The organism is Paeniroseomonas aquatica (assembly GCF_030409335.1).
In the GTDB taxonomy this organism is placed as follows: domain Bacteria; phylum Pseudomonadota; class Alphaproteobacteria; order Acetobacterales; family Acetobacteraceae; genus Belnapia; species Belnapia aquatica.
Genome location: NZ_JAUFPN010000198.1, coordinates 18,183 through 36,901 on the forward strand (window position 1 = coordinate 18,183; position 18,719 = coordinate 36,901).

Consider the following 18,719-nt stretch of genomic DNA (forward strand, 5'->3'; position numbering starts at 1 on the left):
CTTTCCCCCCGGCCGCCGATGGGCCTAGGCTTCCTCCCAAGAAGACACGGGAACGGAAGGAAGCATCCATGGCAGCCGATCTGGTCATTCGCGGCGGCACCATCGTCGACGGCACCGGCGCCGCCCCCTACCCCGCCGACCTGGCGATCACCGGCGGGCTGATCAGCGCCATCGGGCCGGGGCTGCCGCCGGGGCGCGAGGAGATCGATGCCGCCGGCCGGCTGGTCACGCCGGGCTTCGTCGACATCCACACCCACTACGATGGCCAGGCGGTCTGGGACAGCCACCTCGCCCCCTCCGCCATCCATGGCGTCACCACCGCGGTCATGGGCAATTGCGGCGTCGGCTTCGCCCCGGTCCATCCCGGCGAGGAGATGAAGCTGATCGAGCTGATGGAGGGCGTCGAGGACATCCCCGCCCCCGTCCTCTCCCAGGGGCTGAACTTCACCTGGGAGAGCTTCTCCGAGTACATGGCCGTGCTGGACGGCAAGCCGCGCGACATCGACATCTGCGCCCTGGTCCCGCATGCCGCCGTCCGCGTCTATGTCATGGGCGAGCGGGCGCTGAACCTCGAGCCGGCGAACCAGGGCGACATCGCCGCCATGCGGCAGATCGTCGCCGAGGCGGTGCAGGCCGGGGCCTTCGGCTTCTCCACCAGCCGCACCATCAGCCACAAGACGCTGAAGGGCGACCACACGCCGACGCTCCGCGCCCAGGAGGATGAGCTGATCGGCATCGCCATGGGGCTGAAGGAGGTCGGCGCCGGCTTCCTCGAGGTCGTCTCCGACTTCAACCTGCCCGATGCCGCCACCGAATTCGCCATGCTGCGCCGGGTGGCGGAGGCCTGCGGCCGGCCGATGGTCTTCTCCCTCACCGCGCGGCACGACCGGACCGAGGTCTGGAAGGAGCTGCTGGCGCTGTCCAACCAGGCCGCCGCCGATGGCCTCCGCATCCGCCCGGTCTTCCCGCCGCGGCCGATCGGCATCCTGATGGGCCTGCTCGGCAGCCAGAACCCCTTCAGCGGCGCGCCGAGCTACAAGGCGATCGCACACCTGCCGGTGCCGGAGCGCGTCGCCGCCATGCGCGACCCGGCCAAGAAGGCGGCCATCCTCGCCGACGACCGGATCTCCGGCAGCAACTTCCCCCTCATTACCCGCCTCTCCTTCGAGCGGATGTTCCCCTTCGGCGATCCGCCGGACTACGTGCCGCACCGCGAGACCAGCGTCGCCGCCAAGGCCGCCCGCGAGGGCCGCAGCCCGGAGGACGTCGCCTACGACATGCTGCTGGAGAACGAGGGCCAGGGCTTCCTGTTCTGCCCGCTGACCAACTACGCCGACTTCACCCTGGATGCCTCCGAGGAGCTGCTGCGGCACCGCAACACCATCGTCGGCCTCTCCGACGGCGGCGCCCATGTCGGCTTCATCTCCGACGGCAGCTTCCCGACCTTCCTGCTGAGCTACTGGGGCAAGCAGCGTGGCCTGCCGGTGGAAGAACTCATCCGCCGCCAGACCAGCGACACCGCGCATGCCGCCGGCCTGCCGGACCGCGGCACGCTGAAGGCCGGGATGCGGGCCGACATCAACGTCATCGACTACGAGACGCTGACGCTCGAGCGGCCGGGGATGCTGTATGATTTGCCGGCCGGCGGGCGGCGGCTGATGCAGCGGGCCCGGGGCTACGACGCGACCATCGTCGCCGGGCAGGTGACCTACCGCCATGGCGAGGCGACCGGCGCGCTGCCGGGCAAGCTCGTGCGCTGCTCCGCCTGATGGCGGATATCCAGCGCTTCGCCTCGCCGCGGGACGGCCGCCCCTTCCCGCCGCTCTCGGTCGCGGTGCGGCATGGGGCGACGCTGTATGTCTCGGGCATCGGCCCCTTCGCGCCGGACGGCACGCTGGCGGCCGGCGACTTCGCCGCGCAGTTCGCCGAGGTGATCAAGTCGCTCCACGCCATCCTGGCGGAAGCCGGGACCGACATCAGCAGGGTGGTGAAGACCAACGTGCTGCTGACGCGTGCCGGCGACGTGCGGGAGATGAACCGGCTCTACGCCGCGGCCTTCCCCGCGGCGCATCTGCCGGCGCGCACCACCTGCGTGGTCGCGGCGCTGCCGGTGCCCGACTTCCTGCTGGAGATCGAATGCGTGGTGGCGCTCGATTGATGCGGGCCGTCTGGTACGACCGCACCGGCCCCGCCGCCGCGGTGCTGCAATTCGGCGAACGGCCGCTGCCGGAGCCCGCCGCCGGCGAGGTGCGGGTGCGGCTCGCGGCCTCCGGCGTCAACCCCGCCGATACCTACCGCCGCGCCGGCACCAGCTACGCCAACGAGTGGCCGCTGATCATCCCGAACAGCGACGGCGCCGGCGTCGTCGAGGCGCTGGGCGAGGGTGTCGATGCGGCGCTGCTTGGGCGACGGGTCTGGCTCTACAACGCCCAGCGCGGCCGCCCCTTCGGCACCGCCGCCGAGGCGACCTGCGTCCCGGTCGAATACGTCGCGGACCTGCCCGAAGGCATCTCCGATGAGATCGGCGCCTGCCTCGGCATCCCCGCGATGACCGCGCATCGCTGCCTGTTTGCCGATGGGCCGCTGGCGGGGCTGCGGGTGCTGGTCTCCGGCGGCGGCGGCGCGGTCGGCAATTACGCGGTGCAGCTGGCGCGCTGGGGCGGCGCGGCCTGGGTCGGCGCCACCGCCAGCGGCGGCTGGAAGTCTGCGGATGCCGAAGCCGCCGGCGCCGAGGCGGTGTTCGACTACCGCGCCCCGGATTGCGCCGCGCGGATCATGGCGGCGACCGGCGGCGTCGACCGCATCGTCGAAGTGGATGTCGCCGGCAATGCCGCGCTCTGGTCCGAGGTCGTCGCGCTGAACGGCAGCGTCGTCGGCTATGCCAGCCGCGGCGGCCCCTCCCCGGCCATTCCGGTTTCCGGCACCTTGATGCGGAAGAACGTGAACCTCCGCGGCGTGGTGCTGAACAGCGCCCCGGCGGCGGCGCGGCGGCAGGCGATGACGGATATCACCCGCTGGCTGCGCCAGGCCCCGCGGCTGCACCGCATCGCCGCCAGCTTCCCGCTGGCGGAGACGGCTGCCGCGCATGAGGCGGTCGAGGCCGGCACCAAGCGCGGCACGGTGGTGGTGGTGCCTAGCCGCTGAGGGTCAGCCCGCCATCGACGGTGATGGTCTGGCCGGTGACCATCGCCGCCCCGGCCAGCAGGAAGAGCATCACCTCCGCCAGGTCGTCGGTGGTGCAGCGGCGCCGCAGCAGCGCCTTGTCGATGCTGCTCGCCCGCTGCTCGTTGGTCCATTCGATCATCCAGGAGCTGTCCACCGCCCCCGGCGCCACCGCATTCACCCGTACCTCGGGCGAGAGCGCCCGGGCCAGGTTCTTGGTCAGGCTGATCACCCCCGCCTTGGTCGCGCCATAGGCCATGGAGGATCCCGGCGAGTTCAGCCCGGCGATCGAGGCGGTGTTCACCACCGCACCCCCCGAGGCCTTCAGCGCCCCCGCCGCGGCCTTGGTACAGCGGAAGACGCCGATCAGGTTCACCTGCAGCAGGGTGTCCCACAACTCCTCGGTGATGCGGTGGAGGTCCTTGCTCGGGATGGCGGTGCGGCTGCCCGGCGTGCCCGCGTTGTTGGCCAGGAAGTCGAGCCGGCCGAGGTCGGCGACGGCCTGCTCCACCATGCGCACGCAATCCTCGGCATCGCCGACATCGCCGGGGGCGCCGATGACGTCGAGGCCCTCGCCGCAGAGCCGCGCCACCTGCTCCGGCCCGCGCGGGTCGTCGGCTAGGTGGTTGATCGCCACCTTGGCGCCGTTGCGCGCCAGCTGCGTCACCAGCGCCAGGCCGATGCCGGAGGCGCCGCCGGTGACGAGGGCGGTCCTGCCCGCCAGATCGTAGCGGATCATGCGTCGCGCTCCAGGCCGGCCATGGTGCCGATCTCCCGCATCGCCTGCTTAAGGGCGATCAGCCGGCGGTCGCGCGCCTCGAACAGCGCCGCGGGTTCCTGCGGCCAGTCGTAGTAGCCGGCGCCGGCCAGCACGCCGGTGCGGCCATCGGCCACCAGCTTGTCCAGCACGTCGCTCCGCCCGCGCACCGGCGGCGGCGCATAGCTCTTGTTCGACAGGATCGCCTGCGACAGCGCCAGCCCGGTGAAATCCGCCTTGGCGAAGACGCCGAGGATCGGCAGCCGCAGCGCCAGCCCATGGATGATGGCGGCATCGATCTCGGGTGCCGTCGCCACCCCCTCATCCAGCAGATGCTGTACCTCGAGGCCGATCGCCGCCTGGATGCGGTTGGCGACATAGCCGGGGACGAAGCGCTTGAGGCCCAGCGGCTGCTTGCCCATGGCCCGCAGCATGCCCATCACCCCTTCGAAGGCGGCCGGCTCGCAGCGCGGGCCGGGGATGACGTCGACCAGGTCGACCAGGTAGGGCGGCGTGTACCAATGGGCGATCAGCGCCTTGGCCTGCCGGGCTTCCGGGATCAGCGGGAAGACGTCGAGATGGCTGGTGTTGCTGGCGATCACCGCATCGGGCGGCGCCAGGGCGTCGATCTGCGCGAAGAGCGCGCGCTTGGCCTCCGGCGTCTCGATGATCGCCTCGACCACCAGCTCGGCCCCGTCGAGCGCCTCGGCCAGCGAGGCATGGCGCGTCACGGATTGCGCCAGATGTGCCGAGGTCCAGTCGGCCGGCGCCTCGCCGCCCGCGACCAGGGTGGCGAGCGCCTTCTCCATCAGCCCCTGGGCGCGGGCGAGCGTCGCCTCGTTGCTGTCGGTCAGCCGCACCTGATGGCCGCCGAGGGCGAAGACCAGCGCCAGGGCATGGCCCATGGTGCCGGCGCCGATAACCGCTACGCGTGACATGGTCGATCCTTTCTCTGGGCTGCCGGGGATCGGCAGGTGGCGTTCAGGCCAGCTTGTCGGCGCCGTTGATCCCGAGCGCCTCCAGCACGCGGGAGACGCAATTGTAGCCGGCGATGGTCACCACCAGCTCGACCAGCTCGCGCTCCGGCAGCACGGCGCGGGCGGCGGCGAAGACCTCCTCGGGCACATGCACATGCCTGGTCATGGCATCGCACAGCGCCAGCGCGGCGCGCTCGGTCGCATCGAAGGCCTCCGAGGCGGACCAGTCCGGCAGCGCATCCAGCTGCGCCTGGGTCGCGCCCTCCTGCAGCGCGATCGGGGCATGCGCCGCCCATTCGTAGTCGGCGCCGTTGATGGCGGCGACCTGGCACATCGCCAGCTCCCGCAGCTTGCCGGAGAGCAGCGTCTTCCGCCGCACCGCGTCGTACATCTCGATCCAGCCCATCGCCACCGGCGGGCTGTGCAGCAGCATCCGGTGCAGGTGGCCGAGCTTCTTGCGGCTGGCGACGATATGCGCCGCCGCCGCCTCGTGCTCGGGCGCTGTCGGATCGGCATAGGGGATTCGGGCCATGGAATTTCTCTCCCGCGCTTGTGGTCTGCGCTGCGGTGGCGATACTGCCGCGAGAGTGGAGGAAACAGAATGGCCGATCTGCTGATCCAGCCCGGGCGTGGCCCCGGGACGCGTTACCAGAACATCGAGGACGCCGGGGATACCTGGCACTGGCTCGAGCAGCCGCCGGCCGATGCGACCGATGGCATTCCCTATGCCTTCATCGCCTCGCTCGGCGACGTCGGCCGCCCGGCGCCCTTCCTCTATACGGTCGAGCTCGACATCGCCGAGGCCGACCTGCCGGCGATCTACGAGTGGTACGAGCAGGAGCACCTGCCGATGCTCACCGCCTGCCCCGGCTGCATCGGCGGCACCCGCTACCGCCGGCTCGACGGCGGCGCGCCCAACCTGCTGGCGGCCTACCGCTTCGAGCGGCCGGAGGTGAACGAGACCCCGGAGTGGATCACCGCCCGCAGCACCCCCTGGACCGAGCGGGTGAAGCCGCTGTTCCGGTCCTCCCGCCGCTACGTCCGCCGCCTGCTGCCGTAATCGTTGCGGCCGGCCGCGGGCTTTCGCTAGCCTCCCCCACGGCACCCGCGGCAACACGCGGGGCCATGGGAGAGGACACGTCATGAAGCGGAGAATGCCGCGGCTGGCCGCCATTGCGGTTGCGCTGCTGCTGGCCTGTGCGCCGGCGGCCAGGGCTCAGGTCCTGCTCGTCATCCCCTGGCCCGCCGGCGGCGGCACGGACATCATCGGCCGCCTCATCCAGCCGGTGATGGGGGAGGTGCTGGGCGGCCAGCTCCTCATCCGCAACGTCGGCGGTGCCACCGGCACCATCGGCACGGCGGAGGTCATCCGCTCAAAGCCCGATGGCACGACCTTGCTGTTGACCTCGATGGCCGCCGTGGTCATCCAGCCGAGCTTCCGCGCCAATGCGCCCTACCAGGCCAGCCAGCTCGCCCCGGTCTGCCTGATCGCCGAGGCGCCGGCGACCCTGATGACGCCGAAAGACAGCGGCATCCGCAGCATCGCCGATATCGCCGCGCGCGCGCGGGCGAACCCCGGCCAGGTCCCCTATGCCTCCGGCGGCGTCGGCGGCCTCGGCCATCTGGCGATGACGGCGCTGACCCGGGCGCTCGGGATCGAGATGAACCACATCCCCTTCCGCGGCTCCGGCGACAGCATCCTGGCGATGCAGCAGGGCACGGTGCAGATGCTGACGGCGGAGGCCAACCTGGTGCAGCAATACGGCATGCACGCCATCGCCGTCTTCGCCGAGCGCCGCAGCCCGGACACGCCGGATGCGCCGACCCTGCGGGAGCAGGGCCATGACCTGGTCTTCCCGCTCTGGACCGGGCTCTTCGCCCCCGCCGGCACCCCAGAGGCGACGCTGGAGCGGCTGGATAGCGTGTGCGGCCGCACCCTGCGGACGCAATCGGTGGTGGAGGGCATGACCCGCGCCTCCCACCCCATCCGCTACCTCGGCCGCCGCGACTTCACCGCCTATGTCCAGGCGGAGACGGTGAAGTATGCCGCGCTGATCCGCGATTCCGGATTGCGCCAGGCGGACTAGACGTAGCCCAGCTGCCGGTCGCGCGCGGCGGCCTCGGGCGCCCGCTGGGCCGGGTCGCCGAAGCCGCCGCCGCCCGAGGTCTCCAGCCGGATGCGGTCGCCCTGCTGCAGGGGGACATTGTCCGACTTCGGCGGCATCGGGCTTTCGATGCCGTCGCGGACCAGCACCAGCCGCCCCACCGCGGCGGGGCCGCCGCCGGCCAGCCCATAGGGGGCGTGGACGAAGCGGTCCATGTTGGCGGTGAAGAAGCAGCGCGGGCTGTCGATCCGCCATTCGCGGGCGAGGCCGAGGCCGCCGCGACGCATGCCCACGCCGCCCGAGCCCGCCAGCAATTCGTAGCGGGTGATGGTCAGCGGCGCCTGGGCCTCGATCATCTCGATGGGGATGTTGCTGTTGTTGTGCATGCCGGAGGAGAGCGCGTTGACGCCGTCCTTCTTCGGATGCGCCCCGGTGCCGCCGATCTCGATCTCGACCAGCACCTCCCGCCTCGCATCGGCGGCCACGGTCTGGAAGGTGCAGACATAGCTGTTGCCGTAATAGGCCGCGGGGATGCGGTCCGGCACCGCCTGGTGCAGCGCGCCGAACATGGCGTTCAGCAGGCGGTGGGTCACCGCGATCCGGTGCACCACCGGTGCGGGGTGGCGGGCATTCACCACCGAGCCTTCGGGGGCGAAGGTGGAGATGGGGCGGTAGCAGCCGGCGTTCGCCGCGAAAGGCTCGTCGCAGGCGCACATCACGGCGAACATGACCGCCGCATTGCTGCTGGCGAGCGTCGCATTGGTCGGGCCCTGCACCTGGGGCGAGCAGCCGGACATGTCGACGCTGATGCTCTCGCCGGCGATGGTGACCGCGACATGCAGCCTGATGGGCTTGTCGAGGTCGATCCCGTCGTCGTCGAGCCAGTCGGTGAATTCATAGGTGCCGTCGGGCATCCGCCCGATCGCCGCGCGCATCGCCGCCTCGCTCATGTCGAGGATGCGGGCGCCGGCCTCGATCATGCCGTCGGCGCCGTAGCGCGTCGCCAGCCGGCGCAGCGCCGCGGCGCCCACCTCCAGTGACGCAATCTGGCTCTGCAGGTCGCCCAGCAGCAGGTCGGGCTTGCGGATATTCTGCCGGATCATCGCCCAGACGCCCTCGTTGCGGACGCCCTTCTCGATCAGCTTCACGGGGGGGATGCGCAGCCCCTCCTGGAAGATCTCGATCGCCTTGGCGGCATAGCTGCCGGCGACCAGCCCGCCCACGTCGATGTGGTGGCAGAGGGTGCCGACGAAGGCGATCCGCCGCCCCTCGTGGAAGACCGGCTTGAAGGCGGTGATGTCCGGCAGGTGCTGCCCGCCGCAATAGGGATCGTTGGAGATGACGACGTCATCCGGCCTCCAGTCGTTCACGTCCACCCACTTGTCCAGCAGCTCCCGCAGGAAATGCGACATGCTGTTGAGGTGGCTCGGGATGCGGGCCGACTGGGCGAGGTTGTTGCCCTCCGCATCGAAGACGGCGGTGGAGTAGTCCAGCAGCTCCCGCACGATGGTGCTGCGGCTGGTCCGCCAGACGGTGACGTCCATCTCGGCGGCGGCGGCGGTCAGCGCGTTGCGGATGACCTCGATCTCGATCGGGCCCAAGGTCATGGCGTGGTCCTCGCGATCAGCGCGCCGGCGGCGCCGAGCCGGGCGGTCCAGCCGCGGCTGATGTAGTGGGTGGCGAAGGGTTCCTCGACGATGGCCGGGCCGGTGATGATGTCCTCCGGCGGCAGTGCCTCGCGGTCCCAGACCGGGATGTCGCGCCAGGCGCCCTCCTCGAAGACCCGCCGCGTTCCCTTCAGCGCCCGCCGGTCCGCCGGCTGCGGCTCCGCCGCCTCGGGCTTCGGCAGCAGGCCGGTGGCGATGACGCGGAGGGTGACGATCTCCACCGCCTCCTTCGGATCGGAATAGCTGAAGCGCTGCCGGTGCATCGCATGGAAGCGCCCGAGCAGCGCATCGAGCGCCGACGCATCCGGTGCGGCCACGTCGCCCCAGGGCACGAGCAGCTCGAAGGCCTGGCCGTGGTAGCGCATGTCGACCGCCACCTCGATATGCCGCGCCCCTGCCGCCACGCCGTCGGCCGCCAGCCGCGCATCGGCCGTCGCCCGCAGCTCGGCCAGCAGCGCGCCCACCTCCGCCAGGCTGCCCGCCACCGCCGGCATCACCCGGGACCGCGCGATGTCCTGCACCAGGTCGCTGTAGAGGATGCCATAGGCCGAGAGCGTCCCCGGCTCGCGCGGGAAGATCACCTCGGCGATGCCCATCTCCGCCGCCACGTCGGTCGCATGCAGCCCGCCGGCGCCGCCGAAGGAGAGCATGGAGAATTCGCGCGGATCGAGCCCCTTCTCGAAGAGCGACAGCCGCACCGCCGCGCCGAGGTTGGCGTTGGTCACGGTCAGCATCCCCTGCGCCGCCTGCTCGACGCTCAGCCCGAGCGGCGTGCCGACCCGGGCGGCGATGGCGGCCCGCGTCGCAGGCATGTCGAGCTTCATCGCCCCGCCGAGGAAATAGTCCGGGTCCAGCCGTCCCAGCGCCAGATTGGCATCCGTCACCGTCGGCTCCACCCCGCCCCGCCCATAGGCGACCGGCCCGGGCCGGGCGCCGGCGCTGCGCGGCCCGACCGTCAGCCGCCCGCCATGGTCGACGCTGGCAATCGACCCGCCGCCGGCGCCGATGGTGCGCATCTCCACCATCGGCAGGCGCACCGGCAGCCGGTCGATCTCGCCCTGGGTGATGACCGAGACGCGGCCGCCCTGCACGACCGAGACATCGAAGCTGGTCCCGCCCATATCGACCGCGACGAGGTTAGGCCGGTCCAGCAGCTGCGCGATCCGCCCCGCCGCCAGGGCGCCGCCGGAAGGCCCCGAGAGCAGCAGCCGCGCCGGCTGTTCCGCCGCCGTCCGCAGGCTGCAGACGCCGCCGTTGGATTGCACCAGGAAGACCAGCGGCCGGAAGCCGCCCTCGCCGAGCTTCGCTTCCAGCCGGTCGAGGTAGGCCTTCACCACCGGCACCAGCAGCGCGTTCAGCACCGTGGTGCTGGACCGCTCGTATTCGCGGATCTCCGGGCTGACCTCAGAGGAGAGCGAGACCGGCAGACCCGGCCGCGCCGCCCGCAGCAGCGCCTTCAGCCGCTGCTCATGCGCCGGGTTGACGTAGCTGTGCAGCAGGCAGACGGCGACGGCCTCGGCGCCGAGCGCATCCAGCCTCGCCAGCAGCGCCGGCATCGCCGCCTCGTCCAGCGCCGTCTCGACGCTGCCATCCGCCCGCATCCGCTCCGCCACGCCGAGGCGGCGGTCGCGCTCGACCAGGCAGGGGAAGGGATCGGGGTCCACGGCGTAAAGTTCGCGCCGCACATGCCGGGTGATCTCCAGCACATCCTCGAAGCCCGCCGTGGTCAGCAGCACGCCGCGGGCCAGCTTGCGCTCCAGCACCGCATTGGTGGCGATGGTGGTGCCGTGCAGCAGCAGCCCGACCTGATCGAGCGCGAAGCCGAAGCGCCCGGAGGCCTCCCCCACCCCGCGCAGCAGGCCGATGGAGGGGTCCTCCGGCGTGGTCGGCGTCTTCCAGGCGCGCACCGAACCGTCGCGGGCATCCATGATCTGCAGGTCGGTGAAGGTGCCGCCGATGTCGACGGCGATGCGGATGGGCTTGTCGGTCATTGCATCACCCGCGGCAGCCACAATGCGATATCCGGCCAGATCATCATCAGTACCACCGCGAAAAGATAGGCGCCGAGGAAGGGCATCACCCCGGCGAAGACATCCGTGATCGGCCCCGCCTTGGGCCGCATCCCCTGCAGCACGTACATCACCGTGCCGTCGGGCGGGCTGATCTGGGCGATCTCGACCAGCATGGTCACCATCACCCCGAACCAGATGGGATCGTAGCCGAGCGCCGTGACGATCGGGAAGACCACCGGCACGGTGGTGATGATCATGGAGAAGCCCTCCATGAAGGTGCCGAGCGCCAGGTACAGCGCCAGGATGCAGGCCATGATGGCCCAGGGCGGCAGCGGCAGCCCGCCGATGAAGCCGGCGAGCGTCTGCGGCACGTTGATCGCCGTCAGCAGGTAGTTCAGCAGGTAGGCGCCGAAGATGATGAGGCCGAGCAGCGCGGTGTTGCGTGCCGTGGCCTCCGCACTGGCATTCAGCAGGCGGAAGCTGAGCTTGCCCTCGATGCCGGCGAAGAAGGCGGCGCCGACGACGCCGAGCGCCGCCGCCTCGGTCGGGGTGGCGAAGCCGGCATAGATCGAGCCCAGCACCAGCAGCATCAGCAGCAGGGTCGGCACCAGGTCGACCAGCGCCTTCAGCTTCAGGACCAGCGGCAGCTTCGCCGGCCTCGGCAGCGGGTGCCGCAGGCCATGCGCCATGATGACGAGGATGAAGAGGCCGGTCACCAGGATGCTCGGCAGCAGCGCCGCGATATAGAGCGCGCCGACCGAGGTCTCGGTGATCAGCCCGTAGATGATGAAGGTGATCCCCGGCGGGATGAGGTTGCCCAGTGCCCCGCCGGCGGCGAGCGAGCCCAGCACCATCCGCTGGCTATAGGCGCTGTCGTTGAAATAGGGCAGCGCGACCGAGCCCATGGTCGCCGCGGTCGCGATCGACGACCCCGATATGGCGGAGAAGACCGCGCAGGAGACGATGTTGGTATGGAGCAGGCCGCCCGGCAGCCGGTTCAGCCAGACGTTCAGCGCCCGGTAGAGCCTATCGGACAGGCCGGCCCGCAGCAGGATCTCGCCCATCAGCAGGAAGAGCGGCACCGCGACGAGTACGAAATTCGACGACGGCCCCCAGAGCGTCTGCCCGGCGAAGGCCCACCAGGGGCGGTCGGAGAAGGTCAGCCCGATCAGCACGCCGAGCAGGCCGAGCACCGCGGCGATATAGACGCCCGCGCCGAAGAAGACGAGGAAGGCCCCGGTCAGCGCCAGGATCTCGACCACCGGCACCGCCTGGCCGCCATTGGCCGCGGCGACGACGGCACCGGCCAGCAGCAGCAGCAGGAAGACGACGGCGATCATGCCCGGGTGCCCCGCGCCATCTCGACCGCTTCCAGCGCCTCCGCGGTCTCGTCCTCCAGGGTGCGGGAGCCGAGCAGGCGGTCCAGCTCCTCCGGCCGGCCGGCCAGCAGCGCCAGCAGGCTTTCCAGCAGCAGCACCGCGATCATCGCGCAGAAGGCGATGATGCCGAAGGCCCAGAGCCCCTGCGGCAGCACCAGCGGTACCCGCAGGGCGCTGTTGTCATGGGCGTCGAACAGCAGGCTCTCATCGACCAGCTCCCAGGCGGCCCAGGCGCAGAAACCGGCGAAGCCGCCGAGCAGCAGCAGCGAGACCAGGTGCAGCCAGGCCCGCAGCCGCAGCGGCAGCCGGTTGACCCAGACGTCGACCCGGATATGCGCCCGCCGCGCCAGGGTATGCGCCAGCGCCCAGGCGATGCCGCCGGCCAGCATGTAGCCGGTGATCTCGACCGTGGCGGTGGAGGAGACCCCGAAGGCGCTGCGGCCGATGATGTCGAAGGTGATGAACAGGGCGCAGGCCACGTAATTCCAGCCGGCGAGATGGGCCATCACCGCGGCCAGGGCGGCGACGCCCTGGCGCAGCCGCCGTGCGGCGCGAAGCGATCCGCTCACCCGCCGGCGCGCACGCCGGCGATCGGCGCGATCACCTGGTTGAAGACCTCGCCGCAGCGGGCGCCGCAGCGGCGGATGAAGCCGGGCAGCACGGTCTTCTCGAGGATCTCGCGCAGCGCCGCCCGGTCGGCCGGGGTCGCCGGCACCTCGGTCATCGGCCGGGTGGACAGCGTATGGATCCTGCAGGCCGCGGCATTGCCGATGGCGCAGTCGATCCCGTCGCGCGTCGCCGCATCGCCGAGTTCCCACTGCTTGTCGCTCATCTCGCGGAAGGTGCCCTCCATGAAGCTTCGCACCGCCGGGTCCAGCCGGTTCCACCAGGCGAGGTTCACCATGTAGCCGGCCAGGGCCCAGGAGACCGGCAGGTTGGAGATATGCGTCGTCACCTCCGGCCAGCGCGCGGCGACGCCGCTGCCGGTGCCGGTGATGGCGCAATCGACCACGCCGCGTTCCAGCGCCGAATAGACCTCGGGGAAGCCGATCGAGACCGGCTGGGCGCCGAAGGCGGTGAAGAAATCGACCAGCGAATTGCCGAAGGTGCGGATCTTGCGGCCGCGCAGGTCGGCGAAGCTGGCGAAGGGGGCGCGGCAATAGACCACCTGCGCCGGGAAGGGATAGATGATCATCAGCCGGGCGCCGAAGCGCTCGAGGTCGCGGTTCACCACCGGCAGCATGGCCTCGGCGATGCGCTTCGCCGTGGCGATATCGGGCGCCAGGCCGGCGAGGTCGACGCCGTCGAGGATCGGCACGTCGCCCGAGAGGGTGCTCAGCGTGCTGGCGCCGATATCCGCCTGTCCCGAGCGCACCAGCCGCACCAGCTCGGTGCCGCTGAGGTTGCGCTCGGCGTGCGAGGAGAGCTGCACCTCGATCCGACCGCCGGTGCGGGCGGCCATCTGCTCCCGCAGGTAGGGCACGTCGACGCGGACCATCTGCGGCTGGGTCGGCAGCGGCTGGGTGACGGCGACGATGGTCACCTTGGGTCCGGGCGGGAGGCTGGCTGGCATCTGCGCCAGGGCCGGGCCGGCGAGGCCCAGCGCGGCGGCGGCGCCGAGCAGGAACTGTCTCATCATGCGGAAGCCTCTCCCCTATCGATGGTCCCGGTGATCCCGGTCCCGGTCGGCCGGCTGGCAGCATGGCATGCGCACCGGGGCCGTCCACTGCCTGCGCGGCGGCAATCGGCGCCACGGGGCGGCCTCTGCCCACGCCCGGGTCAGCCGCGCCCAGCCCTTGGGCATGCGGCCCGGCCTTGCGGGGGCCTTGGCGGCTCGCGGCTGCGTGCTAGCCTCGGCGCGGACCGGGTCGGGATGGGCGCATGCAGGGCAAATTGCGGCGGCGGATGCTGCCGGCGGCGGGGCTCGGTCTTCTCGCAGGCATCGCCGCGCCGGGTCCGGCACGCGCCCAGGCCTGGCCGACACGCCCGGTCCGGCTGATCGTCCCCTTCCCGCCCGGCGGCGGCGTCGACCTGACCGCGCGGCTGCTGGCGGAGCCGCTGGGCCGGGTGCTGGGGCAGAGCGTGGTGGTCGAGAACCGCGGCGGCGCCGGCGGCATCCTCGGGGTGGAGGCGATGTCGCATGCCCCGCCCGATGGCCATGTGCTGAGCCTGACCGGCGCCGGCACCACCACCGCCGGGCCGCACCTCCGACCCCTGCCCTATGACGCGATGGGGCTCGGGCATGTCACCCGGCTGGTGCGGATGCCCTTCATCCTCGCGGTGCGCAACACCCTGCCGGCGCGGAGCCTGGCGGAGTTCATCGCGCTCGGCCGGGCCGGGGAGATCCGCTGGGCCTCGGGCGGCATCGGCACCAGCCAGCACTTGGCGGGGGAGCTGTTCAAGCAGATGTCGGGGATCGCCATGGTGCACGTGCCCTATCGCGGCACCGGGCCGGCGCTGGCCGACCTCGCCGCCGGCATCGTCGACGCCTATTTCGGCGACCCGGCGACGCTGGCGCTGATCAACGGCGGCCAGGCGCGGGCGATGGCGGTGACGGCGCCGGAGCGCTGGCCGCTGCTGCCCGAGACGCCGGCGGTGGCCGAGGCGGTGCCGGGCTATGCCGCGGAGAACTGGTACGGGCTGGCGGCGCCGCCGGGCACCCCGCCGCCCATCCTCGACCGGCTCTCGGCCACGGTGCGACAGGTGCTGGCCGAACCGGCGACGGCGGCGCGCTTCGAGGCGGCGGGGCTGCACCCGGCCACCCTCTCCATCGCCGAGTACCGTGACTTCCTGCGGCGCGACACCGAGACCTGGGGCCGCGTGGTGCGGGCCGGCAATATCCGCGTGGATGGCGATTGAGCATGCTCAGACTGGCAGTCGATATCGGCGGCACCTTCACCGACTTGGTGCTGGAGGATGGCGCGCGGAGCTGGTCCACCAAGCTGCTCACCACCCCCGCGGCGCCGGAGGCGGCGGTGCTGGACGGCACGGCCCGCATCCTCGCACTGGCCGGCCGGGCGCCGGCCGAGCTGGGCCTCGTGGTGCACGGCACCACCCTGGCGACCAATGCGCTGATCGAGCGCAAGGGCGCCCGCACCGCGCTGGTGACAACCGAGGGCTTCCGCGATTCCATCGAGATCGCCTGGGAGCATCGCTTCGAGCAATACGACATCCACATGGAGCGGCCGGAGCCGCTGGTGCCGCGGCAGTGGCGCCGCGGCGTGCCGGAACGCGTCGCCGCCGACGGCGCCGTGCTGCTGCCGCTCGACGAGGCCGCGCTGCGCGCCGTCGCCGCCGACTTCCGCGCCGCCGGCATCGAGGCCGTCGCGGTCTGCTTCCTGCACAGCTTCACCCATGAGGCGCATGAGCGCCGCGCCGGGGCGATCCTGGCCGAGGAACTCCCCGGCGTCGCGCTCTCGCTGTCCTGCGAGGTGGCGCCCGAGATCCGCGAATACGAGCGGGCCTCGACCACCATCGCCAATGCCTATGTGCAGCCGCTGATGGCCGGCTACATCGGCCGCCTGGAGAGCGGGCTGCGGGATGCCGGCGTCGCCGCGCCGCTGCTGCTGATGATGTCCTCGGGCGGCGTCACCACGGTCGAGACCGCCCGGCGCTTCCCCGTCCGGCTGGTCGAGAGCGGCCCGGCCGGCGGCGCCATCCTGGCCCAGGCGGTGGCGGCCGAGTGCGGCATCCGCCGCGGCGTCGCCTTCGACATGGGCGGCACCACCGCCAAGCTGACGCTGCTGGACGAGCTGGAATTGCAGCGCTCCCGCCAGTTCGAGGTGGCGCGGGCCTATCGCTTCGTCCAGGGCAGCGGCATCCCGGTCCGCATCCCGGTGATCGAGCTGGTCGAGATCGGCGCCGGCGGCGGCTCCATCGCGCGGATGGACGCACTCGGCCGCATCCAGGTCGGGCCGGACAGCGCCGGCAGCGTCCCCGGCCCGGCCTGCTACGGCCATGGCGGCACCGAGCCGACGGTGACCGATGCCGATGCCGCCCTCGGCCGGCTGGACCCGGCGCGCTTCGCCGGCGGCTCCATCCCGCTGCATATCGACCGGGCGGAGGCGGCGCTGGGCGCCATCGCCGCGGCGCTTGCCAGCGATGCCGCGGGGGCCGCGGCGGGGGTCGCCGAGATCGTCGACGAGACCATGGCCAGCGCCGCCCGGGTGCATGCGGTGGAGAACGGCAAGGACACCGCCGAGCGCACGCTGATCGCCTTCGGCGGCGCGGCGCCGCTGCATGCGGCCCGCCTCGCGCGGAAGCTCGGCATGCGCCGCGTCGTGGTGCCGGTCGGCGCCGGGGTCGGCTCGGCCCATGGCTTCCTCAGGGCGCCGATCGCCTATGAGGTGGTCCGCACCCGGCACATGCGCCTCGACGCCTTCGACGCGGCGCTGCTGGAGGGGCTGTTCGCCGCCATGCGGGCGGAGGCGGAGGGCGTGATCCGGCTCGGCGCGCCGGGGGAGGCGCTGCTCGAGCAGCGCGCCGCCTTCATGCGCTACCGCGGCCAGGGCCACGAGATCGCGGTGCCGCTGGCGGCCGGGGGCTTCGATGCCGCGGCGCTGCGCAGCGGCTTCGATGCCGCCTATGCCGCCCTGTTCGGCCGCACCATCCCGCGGCTGGAGGTGGAGGCGCTGACCTGGACCCTCTCGCTCTCGACCATCCGGCCGCTGCCGGCGGCGGTGGCGGACCCGCCCCCCCTGCCCGCCCCGGTGCCCGCCGCCTGGCGGATGCTGCTGGACCCGGCGACCGGCCTCCGGGAGGAGGCGGCGCTGCACGAGCGCGCGGCGCTGGCGCCGGGCATGGCGCTGGCGGGGCCGGCGCTGATCGTTGAGGATGCGACCACCACCGTGGTGCCGCGCGGCGCCACGGTGGTGGTCAATGCCTTGGGGCAACTGGTTCTGGAGATCGCCGCGGCATGAACGACATCCGGCTGCAGGTGATGTGGAACCGGCTGCTCTCGGTGGTGGAGGAACAGGCCCGCGCCCTGGTGCGCACCGCCTTCTCGACCAGCGCGCGGGAGGCCGGCGACATCTCCGCCGGGGTCTTCGACCTCGAGGGGCGGATGCTGGCCCAGGCGGTGACGGGCACCCCGGGGCACGTCAATTCCATGGCCCGCAGCGTGGTGCATTTCCTGCGGGAATTCCCGGCCGAGACGATGAAGCCGGGCGACCACTTCATCACCAACGACCCGTGGAAGGGCACCGGGCACCTCTATGACATCGTCATCACCTCCCCGGCCTTCCACGAGGGGCGGCTGGTGGCGCTGTTCTCCTGCACCACGCATGTGGTCGACATCGGCGGGCTCGGGCAATCGCCGGACGGGCGGCAGGTCTACCACGAGGGGCTGTTCATCCCGCTGCTGCCGCTGGTGCGCCAGGGCGTCTTCGACGAGAGCCTGATGCGGGTGGTCCGCGCCAATGTGCGCGAGGCGGTGCAGGTGGAAGGCGACATCCATGCGCTGGTCGCCTGCAACCTGATCGGCGAGCGGCGGCTCTCGGCCATGATGGCGGAGAATGGGATCGCCACGCTGGACGAACTCGGCGCGCATATCATCGGCCGGTCGCGGGCGGGGATGGAGACGGCGATCGCGGCGCTGCCGCAGGGGAGCTGGGACGGGCACATGCGGATCGACGGCTATGATGCGCCGATCGACCTGCGGGCGCGGGTCACCATCGCCGGCGACCATGTGGCGGTGGATTTCGCCGGGACCTCGGCGGCCTCGGCCTACGGGATCAATTGCCCGCTGTGCTACACCGAGGCCTATACCGCCTTCGGGGTGAAATGCATTATCGGTCCCGCCATCCCGAACAATGCGGGCACGCTGGATGCCATAAGGGTGACGGCGCCGGAGAACAGCATCGTGCATGCGCTGCATCCGGCGGCGGTGAATGCGCGCTCCACCATCGGGCACATGCTGCCGGACGTGGTCTATGGCGCGCTGCACCAATGCATCCCCGGGCGGGTGCCGGCGGAGGGGACGAGCAACCTCTGGAACCTCAAGCTCGGGGCCGGGCATGGGATGACGGGGACCGGGGCGCGGGATGCCGGGGACAACCGGGCGGCCGCCCCGTCCGATCGTCCGAGGGCGGAGCCCGAGGGCGTGAATCGGCCGGGCAAACCCATCTCGGCGCCCTTCATGGTGACGACCTTCCATTCCGGCGGGGCCGGGGCCAGGCCGCAGCAGGATGGGCTCTCGGCGACGCCCTTCCCCTCGGGCGTGCGGAACGTGCCGGTAGAGATCACCGAGACGATCGCGCCTGTCGTGGTCTGGAAGAAGGAATACCGGCCGGACAGCGGCGGCGTTGGGCGGCAGCGCGGCGGGCTCGGCCAGGTGATGGAGGTGGAGCACCGGCATGGGGCGGCCTTCGGGATCTTCGCCACCTTCGAGCGGGTGCATTTCGCGGCGCGCGGGCGGGATGGCGGCGGGGATGGGGCGAAGGGCAGGCTGTCGCTGGCGGATGGGACGGTGCTGAAGGGCAAGGGGTTTCAGGTGATCCCGGAGGGCGGGCGGCTGGTGGTGGAGATGCCGGGAGGTGGGGGGTTTGGGCCGGTGGGTGAGAGGAAGGCGGAGAGGGTGGAAAGAGATGTGGAGGCGGGGTTAGTAAAACGCTATGAAAAATAAACGCCCCACGAAATTCACTACTGACTAGAGAACATTTA

The 18,719-nt window shown here is 71.7% G+C and carries 16 protein-coding genes; 8 read left to right on the plus strand and 8 right to left on the minus strand.

All coding sequences use genetic code 11. The annotated features are described in order from the left end of the window. The first annotated feature begins 68 nt into the window (after positions 1-68). Genes QWZ14_RS26285 through QWZ14_RS26295 form a run of 3 tightly spaced genes read left to right on the plus strand, consistent with a single transcriptional unit; the run spans position 69 to position 3,144 of the window. Positions 69-1,769 (plus strand): N-acyl-D-amino-acid deacylase family protein, encoded by a 1,701-nt coding sequence (locus QWZ14_RS26285; protein WP_290319986.1) that lies wholly within the window; start codon positions 69-71, stop codon positions 1,767-1,769. Further along, positions 1,769-2,158 carry a RidA family protein gene (locus tag QWZ14_RS26290; protein ID WP_290319987.1) on the plus strand — a complete coding sequence of 130 codons (390 nt, stop codon included), beginning with the start codon at positions 1,769-1,771 and terminating at the stop codon, positions 2,156-2,158. The genes QWZ14_RS26285 and QWZ14_RS26290 overlap by 1 nt, the downstream gene beginning before the upstream one ends. Further along, the gene (locus tag QWZ14_RS26295; RefSeq protein WP_290319988.1) at positions 2,158-3,144 is read left to right on the plus strand and encodes an NADPH:quinone reductase; all 987 of its coding nucleotides are present in this window, start codon (positions 2,158-2,160) and stop codon (positions 3,142-3,144) included. Before QWZ14_RS26290 ends, QWZ14_RS26295 begins: the two co-directional genes overlap by 1 nt. Here the strand turns inward: QWZ14_RS26295 and QWZ14_RS26300 are convergent. The 3 genes from QWZ14_RS26300 to QWZ14_RS26310 are packed head-to-tail and all read right to left on the minus strand — an operon-like array spanning position 3,134 to position 5,428. After that, positions 3,134-3,901 (minus strand): SDR family NAD(P)-dependent oxidoreductase, encoded by a 768-nt coding sequence (locus QWZ14_RS26300; RefSeq protein ID WP_290319989.1) that lies wholly within the window; start codon positions 3,899-3,901, stop codon positions 3,134-3,136. The two genes, QWZ14_RS26295 and QWZ14_RS26300, sit on opposite strands and share 11 nt — an antisense overlap. Further along, positions 3,898-4,857: a 3-hydroxyacyl-CoA dehydrogenase family protein gene (locus QWZ14_RS26305; protein WP_290319990.1), complete on the minus strand. Its 960-nt coding sequence runs from the start codon at positions 4,855-4,857 to the stop codon at positions 3,898-3,900. The genes QWZ14_RS26300 and QWZ14_RS26305 overlap by 4 nt, the downstream gene beginning before the upstream one ends. A gap of 43 nt (positions 4,858-4,900) precedes the next feature. After that, positions 4,901-5,428, minus strand: a complete 528-nt coding sequence (locus tag QWZ14_RS26310) for a carboxymuconolactone decarboxylase family protein (RefSeq protein ID WP_290319991.1) — start codon at positions 5,426-5,428, stop codon at positions 4,901-4,903. Positions 5,429-5,497: 69 nt separating this feature from the next. Here QWZ14_RS26310 and QWZ14_RS26315 point away from each other — a divergent pair, with 69 nt between their 5' ends. Together QWZ14_RS26315 and QWZ14_RS26320 are read left to right on the plus strand one after the other, a co-directional pair. Continuing rightward, positions 5,498-5,956, plus strand: coding sequence for a hypothetical protein (locus QWZ14_RS26315; protein WP_290319992.1), 459 nt, complete (start codon positions 5,498-5,500; stop codon positions 5,954-5,956). Positions 5,957-6,038: 82 nt separating this feature from the next. Beyond that, a complete protein-coding gene (locus QWZ14_RS26320) occupies positions 6,039-6,983 on the plus strand; it encodes a Bug family tripartite tricarboxylate transporter substrate binding protein (RefSeq protein ID WP_290319993.1) in 945 nt (314 codons plus the stop codon). Here QWZ14_RS26320 and QWZ14_RS26325 read toward each other — a convergent pair. Genes QWZ14_RS26325 through QWZ14_RS26345 form a run of 5 tightly spaced genes read right to left on the minus strand, consistent with a single transcriptional unit; the run spans position 6,980 to position 13,698 of the window. Continuing rightward, entirely contained in the window at positions 6,980-8,608 is a 1,629-nt protein-coding gene (locus QWZ14_RS26325; RefSeq protein WP_290319994.1) for a hydantoinase B/oxoprolinase family protein, read from the minus strand. The two genes, QWZ14_RS26320 and QWZ14_RS26325, sit on opposite strands and share 4 nt — an antisense overlap. Next, the gene (locus QWZ14_RS26330; protein WP_290319995.1) at positions 8,605-10,659 is read right to left on the minus strand and encodes a hydantoinase/oxoprolinase family protein; all 2,055 of its coding nucleotides are present in this window, start codon (positions 10,657-10,659) and stop codon (positions 8,605-8,607) included. Before QWZ14_RS26330 ends, QWZ14_RS26325 begins: the two co-directional genes overlap by 4 nt. Beyond that, a complete protein-coding gene (locus QWZ14_RS26335; protein WP_290319996.1) occupies positions 10,656-12,020 on the minus strand; it encodes a TRAP transporter large permease in 1,365 nt (454 codons plus the stop codon). Before QWZ14_RS26335 ends, QWZ14_RS26330 begins: the two co-directional genes overlap by 4 nt. Continuing rightward, a complete protein-coding gene (locus QWZ14_RS26340; RefSeq protein ID WP_290319997.1) occupies positions 12,017-12,628 on the minus strand; it encodes a TRAP transporter small permease subunit in 612 nt (203 codons plus the stop codon). The genes QWZ14_RS26335 and QWZ14_RS26340 overlap by 4 nt, the downstream gene beginning before the upstream one ends. Next, positions 12,625-13,698, minus strand: coding sequence for a TRAP transporter substrate-binding protein (locus QWZ14_RS26345; RefSeq protein ID WP_290319999.1), 1,074 nt, complete (start codon positions 13,696-13,698; stop codon positions 12,625-12,627). The genes QWZ14_RS26340 and QWZ14_RS26345 overlap by 4 nt, the downstream gene beginning before the upstream one ends. A gap of 242 nt (positions 13,699-13,940) precedes the next feature. On the opposite strand from QWZ14_RS26345, the gene QWZ14_RS26350 reads away from it, so the two are divergent. The 3 genes from QWZ14_RS26350 to QWZ14_RS26360 are packed head-to-tail and all read left to right on the plus strand — an operon-like array spanning position 13,941 to position 18,681. Further along, positions 13,941-14,918 (plus strand): Bug family tripartite tricarboxylate transporter substrate binding protein, encoded by a 978-nt coding sequence (locus tag QWZ14_RS26350; protein ID WP_290320000.1) that lies wholly within the window; start codon positions 13,941-13,943, stop codon positions 14,916-14,918. 2 nt (positions 14,919-14,920) lie between these two features. Beyond that, a complete protein-coding gene (locus tag QWZ14_RS26355; protein WP_290320002.1) occupies positions 14,921-16,978 on the plus strand; it encodes a hydantoinase/oxoprolinase family protein in 2,058 nt (685 codons plus the stop codon). Then, entirely contained in the window at positions 16,975-18,681 is a 1,707-nt protein-coding gene (locus QWZ14_RS26360; RefSeq protein ID WP_290320003.1) for a hydantoinase B/oxoprolinase family protein, read from the plus strand. The genes QWZ14_RS26355 and QWZ14_RS26360 overlap by 4 nt, the downstream gene beginning before the upstream one ends. Positions 18,682-18,719 lie beyond the last annotated feature (38 nt).

Excerpts from the sequence above, each read along its gene's own strand:
- QWZ14_RS26315 (WP_290319992.1), top strand. The coding sequence starts at position 5,498 with ATGGCCGATCTGCTGATCCAGCCCGGGCGTGGCCCCGGGACGCGTTAC.
- QWZ14_RS26345 (WP_290319999.1), bottom strand. The coding sequence starts at position 13,698 with ATGATGAGACAGTTCCTGCTCGGCGCCGCCGCCGCGCTGGGCCTCGCC.
- QWZ14_RS26305 (WP_290319990.1), bottom strand. The coding sequence starts at position 4,857 with ATGTCACGCGTAGCGGTTATCGGCGCCGGCACCATGGGCCATGCCCTG.
- QWZ14_RS26310 (WP_290319991.1), bottom strand. The coding sequence starts at position 5,428 with ATGGCCCGAATCCCCTATGCCGATCCGACAGCGCCCGAGCACGAGGCG.
- QWZ14_RS26360 (WP_290320003.1), top strand. The coding sequence starts at position 16,975 with ATGAACGACATCCGGCTGCAGGTGATGTGGAACCGGCTGCTCTCGGTG.
- QWZ14_RS26335 (WP_290319996.1), bottom strand. The coding sequence starts at position 12,020 with ATGATCGCCGTCGTCTTCCTGCTGCTGCTGCTGGCCGGTGCCGTCGTC.
- QWZ14_RS26355 (WP_290320002.1), top strand. The coding sequence starts at position 14,921 with ATGCTCAGACTGGCAGTCGATATCGGCGGCACCTTCACCGACTTGGTG.
- QWZ14_RS26330 (WP_290319995.1), bottom strand. The coding sequence starts at position 10,659 with ATGACCGACAAGCCCATCCGCATCGCCGTCGACATCGGCGGCACCTTC.
- QWZ14_RS26295 (WP_290319988.1), top strand. The coding sequence starts at position 2,158 with ATGCGGGCCGTCTGGTACGACCGCACCGGCCCCGCCGCCGCGGTGCTG.
- QWZ14_RS26290 (WP_290319987.1), top strand. The coding sequence starts at position 1,769 with ATGGCGGATATCCAGCGCTTCGCCTCGCCGCGGGACGGCCGCCCCTTC.
- QWZ14_RS26350 (WP_290320000.1), top strand. The coding sequence starts at position 13,941 with ATGCAGGGCAAATTGCGGCGGCGGATGCTGCCGGCGGCGGGGCTCGGT.
- QWZ14_RS26325 (WP_290319994.1), bottom strand. The coding sequence starts at position 8,608 with ATGACCTTGGGCCCGATCGAGATCGAGGTCATCCGCAACGCGCTGACC.
- QWZ14_RS26320 (WP_290319993.1), top strand. The coding sequence starts at position 6,039 with ATGAAGCGGAGAATGCCGCGGCTGGCCGCCATTGCGGTTGCGCTGCTG.
- QWZ14_RS26285 (WP_290319986.1), top strand. The coding sequence starts at position 69 with ATGGCAGCCGATCTGGTCATTCGCGGCGGCACCATCGTCGACGGCACC.
- QWZ14_RS26300 (WP_290319989.1), bottom strand. The coding sequence starts at position 3,901 with ATGATCCGCTACGATCTGGCGGGCAGGACCGCCCTCGTCACCGGCGGC.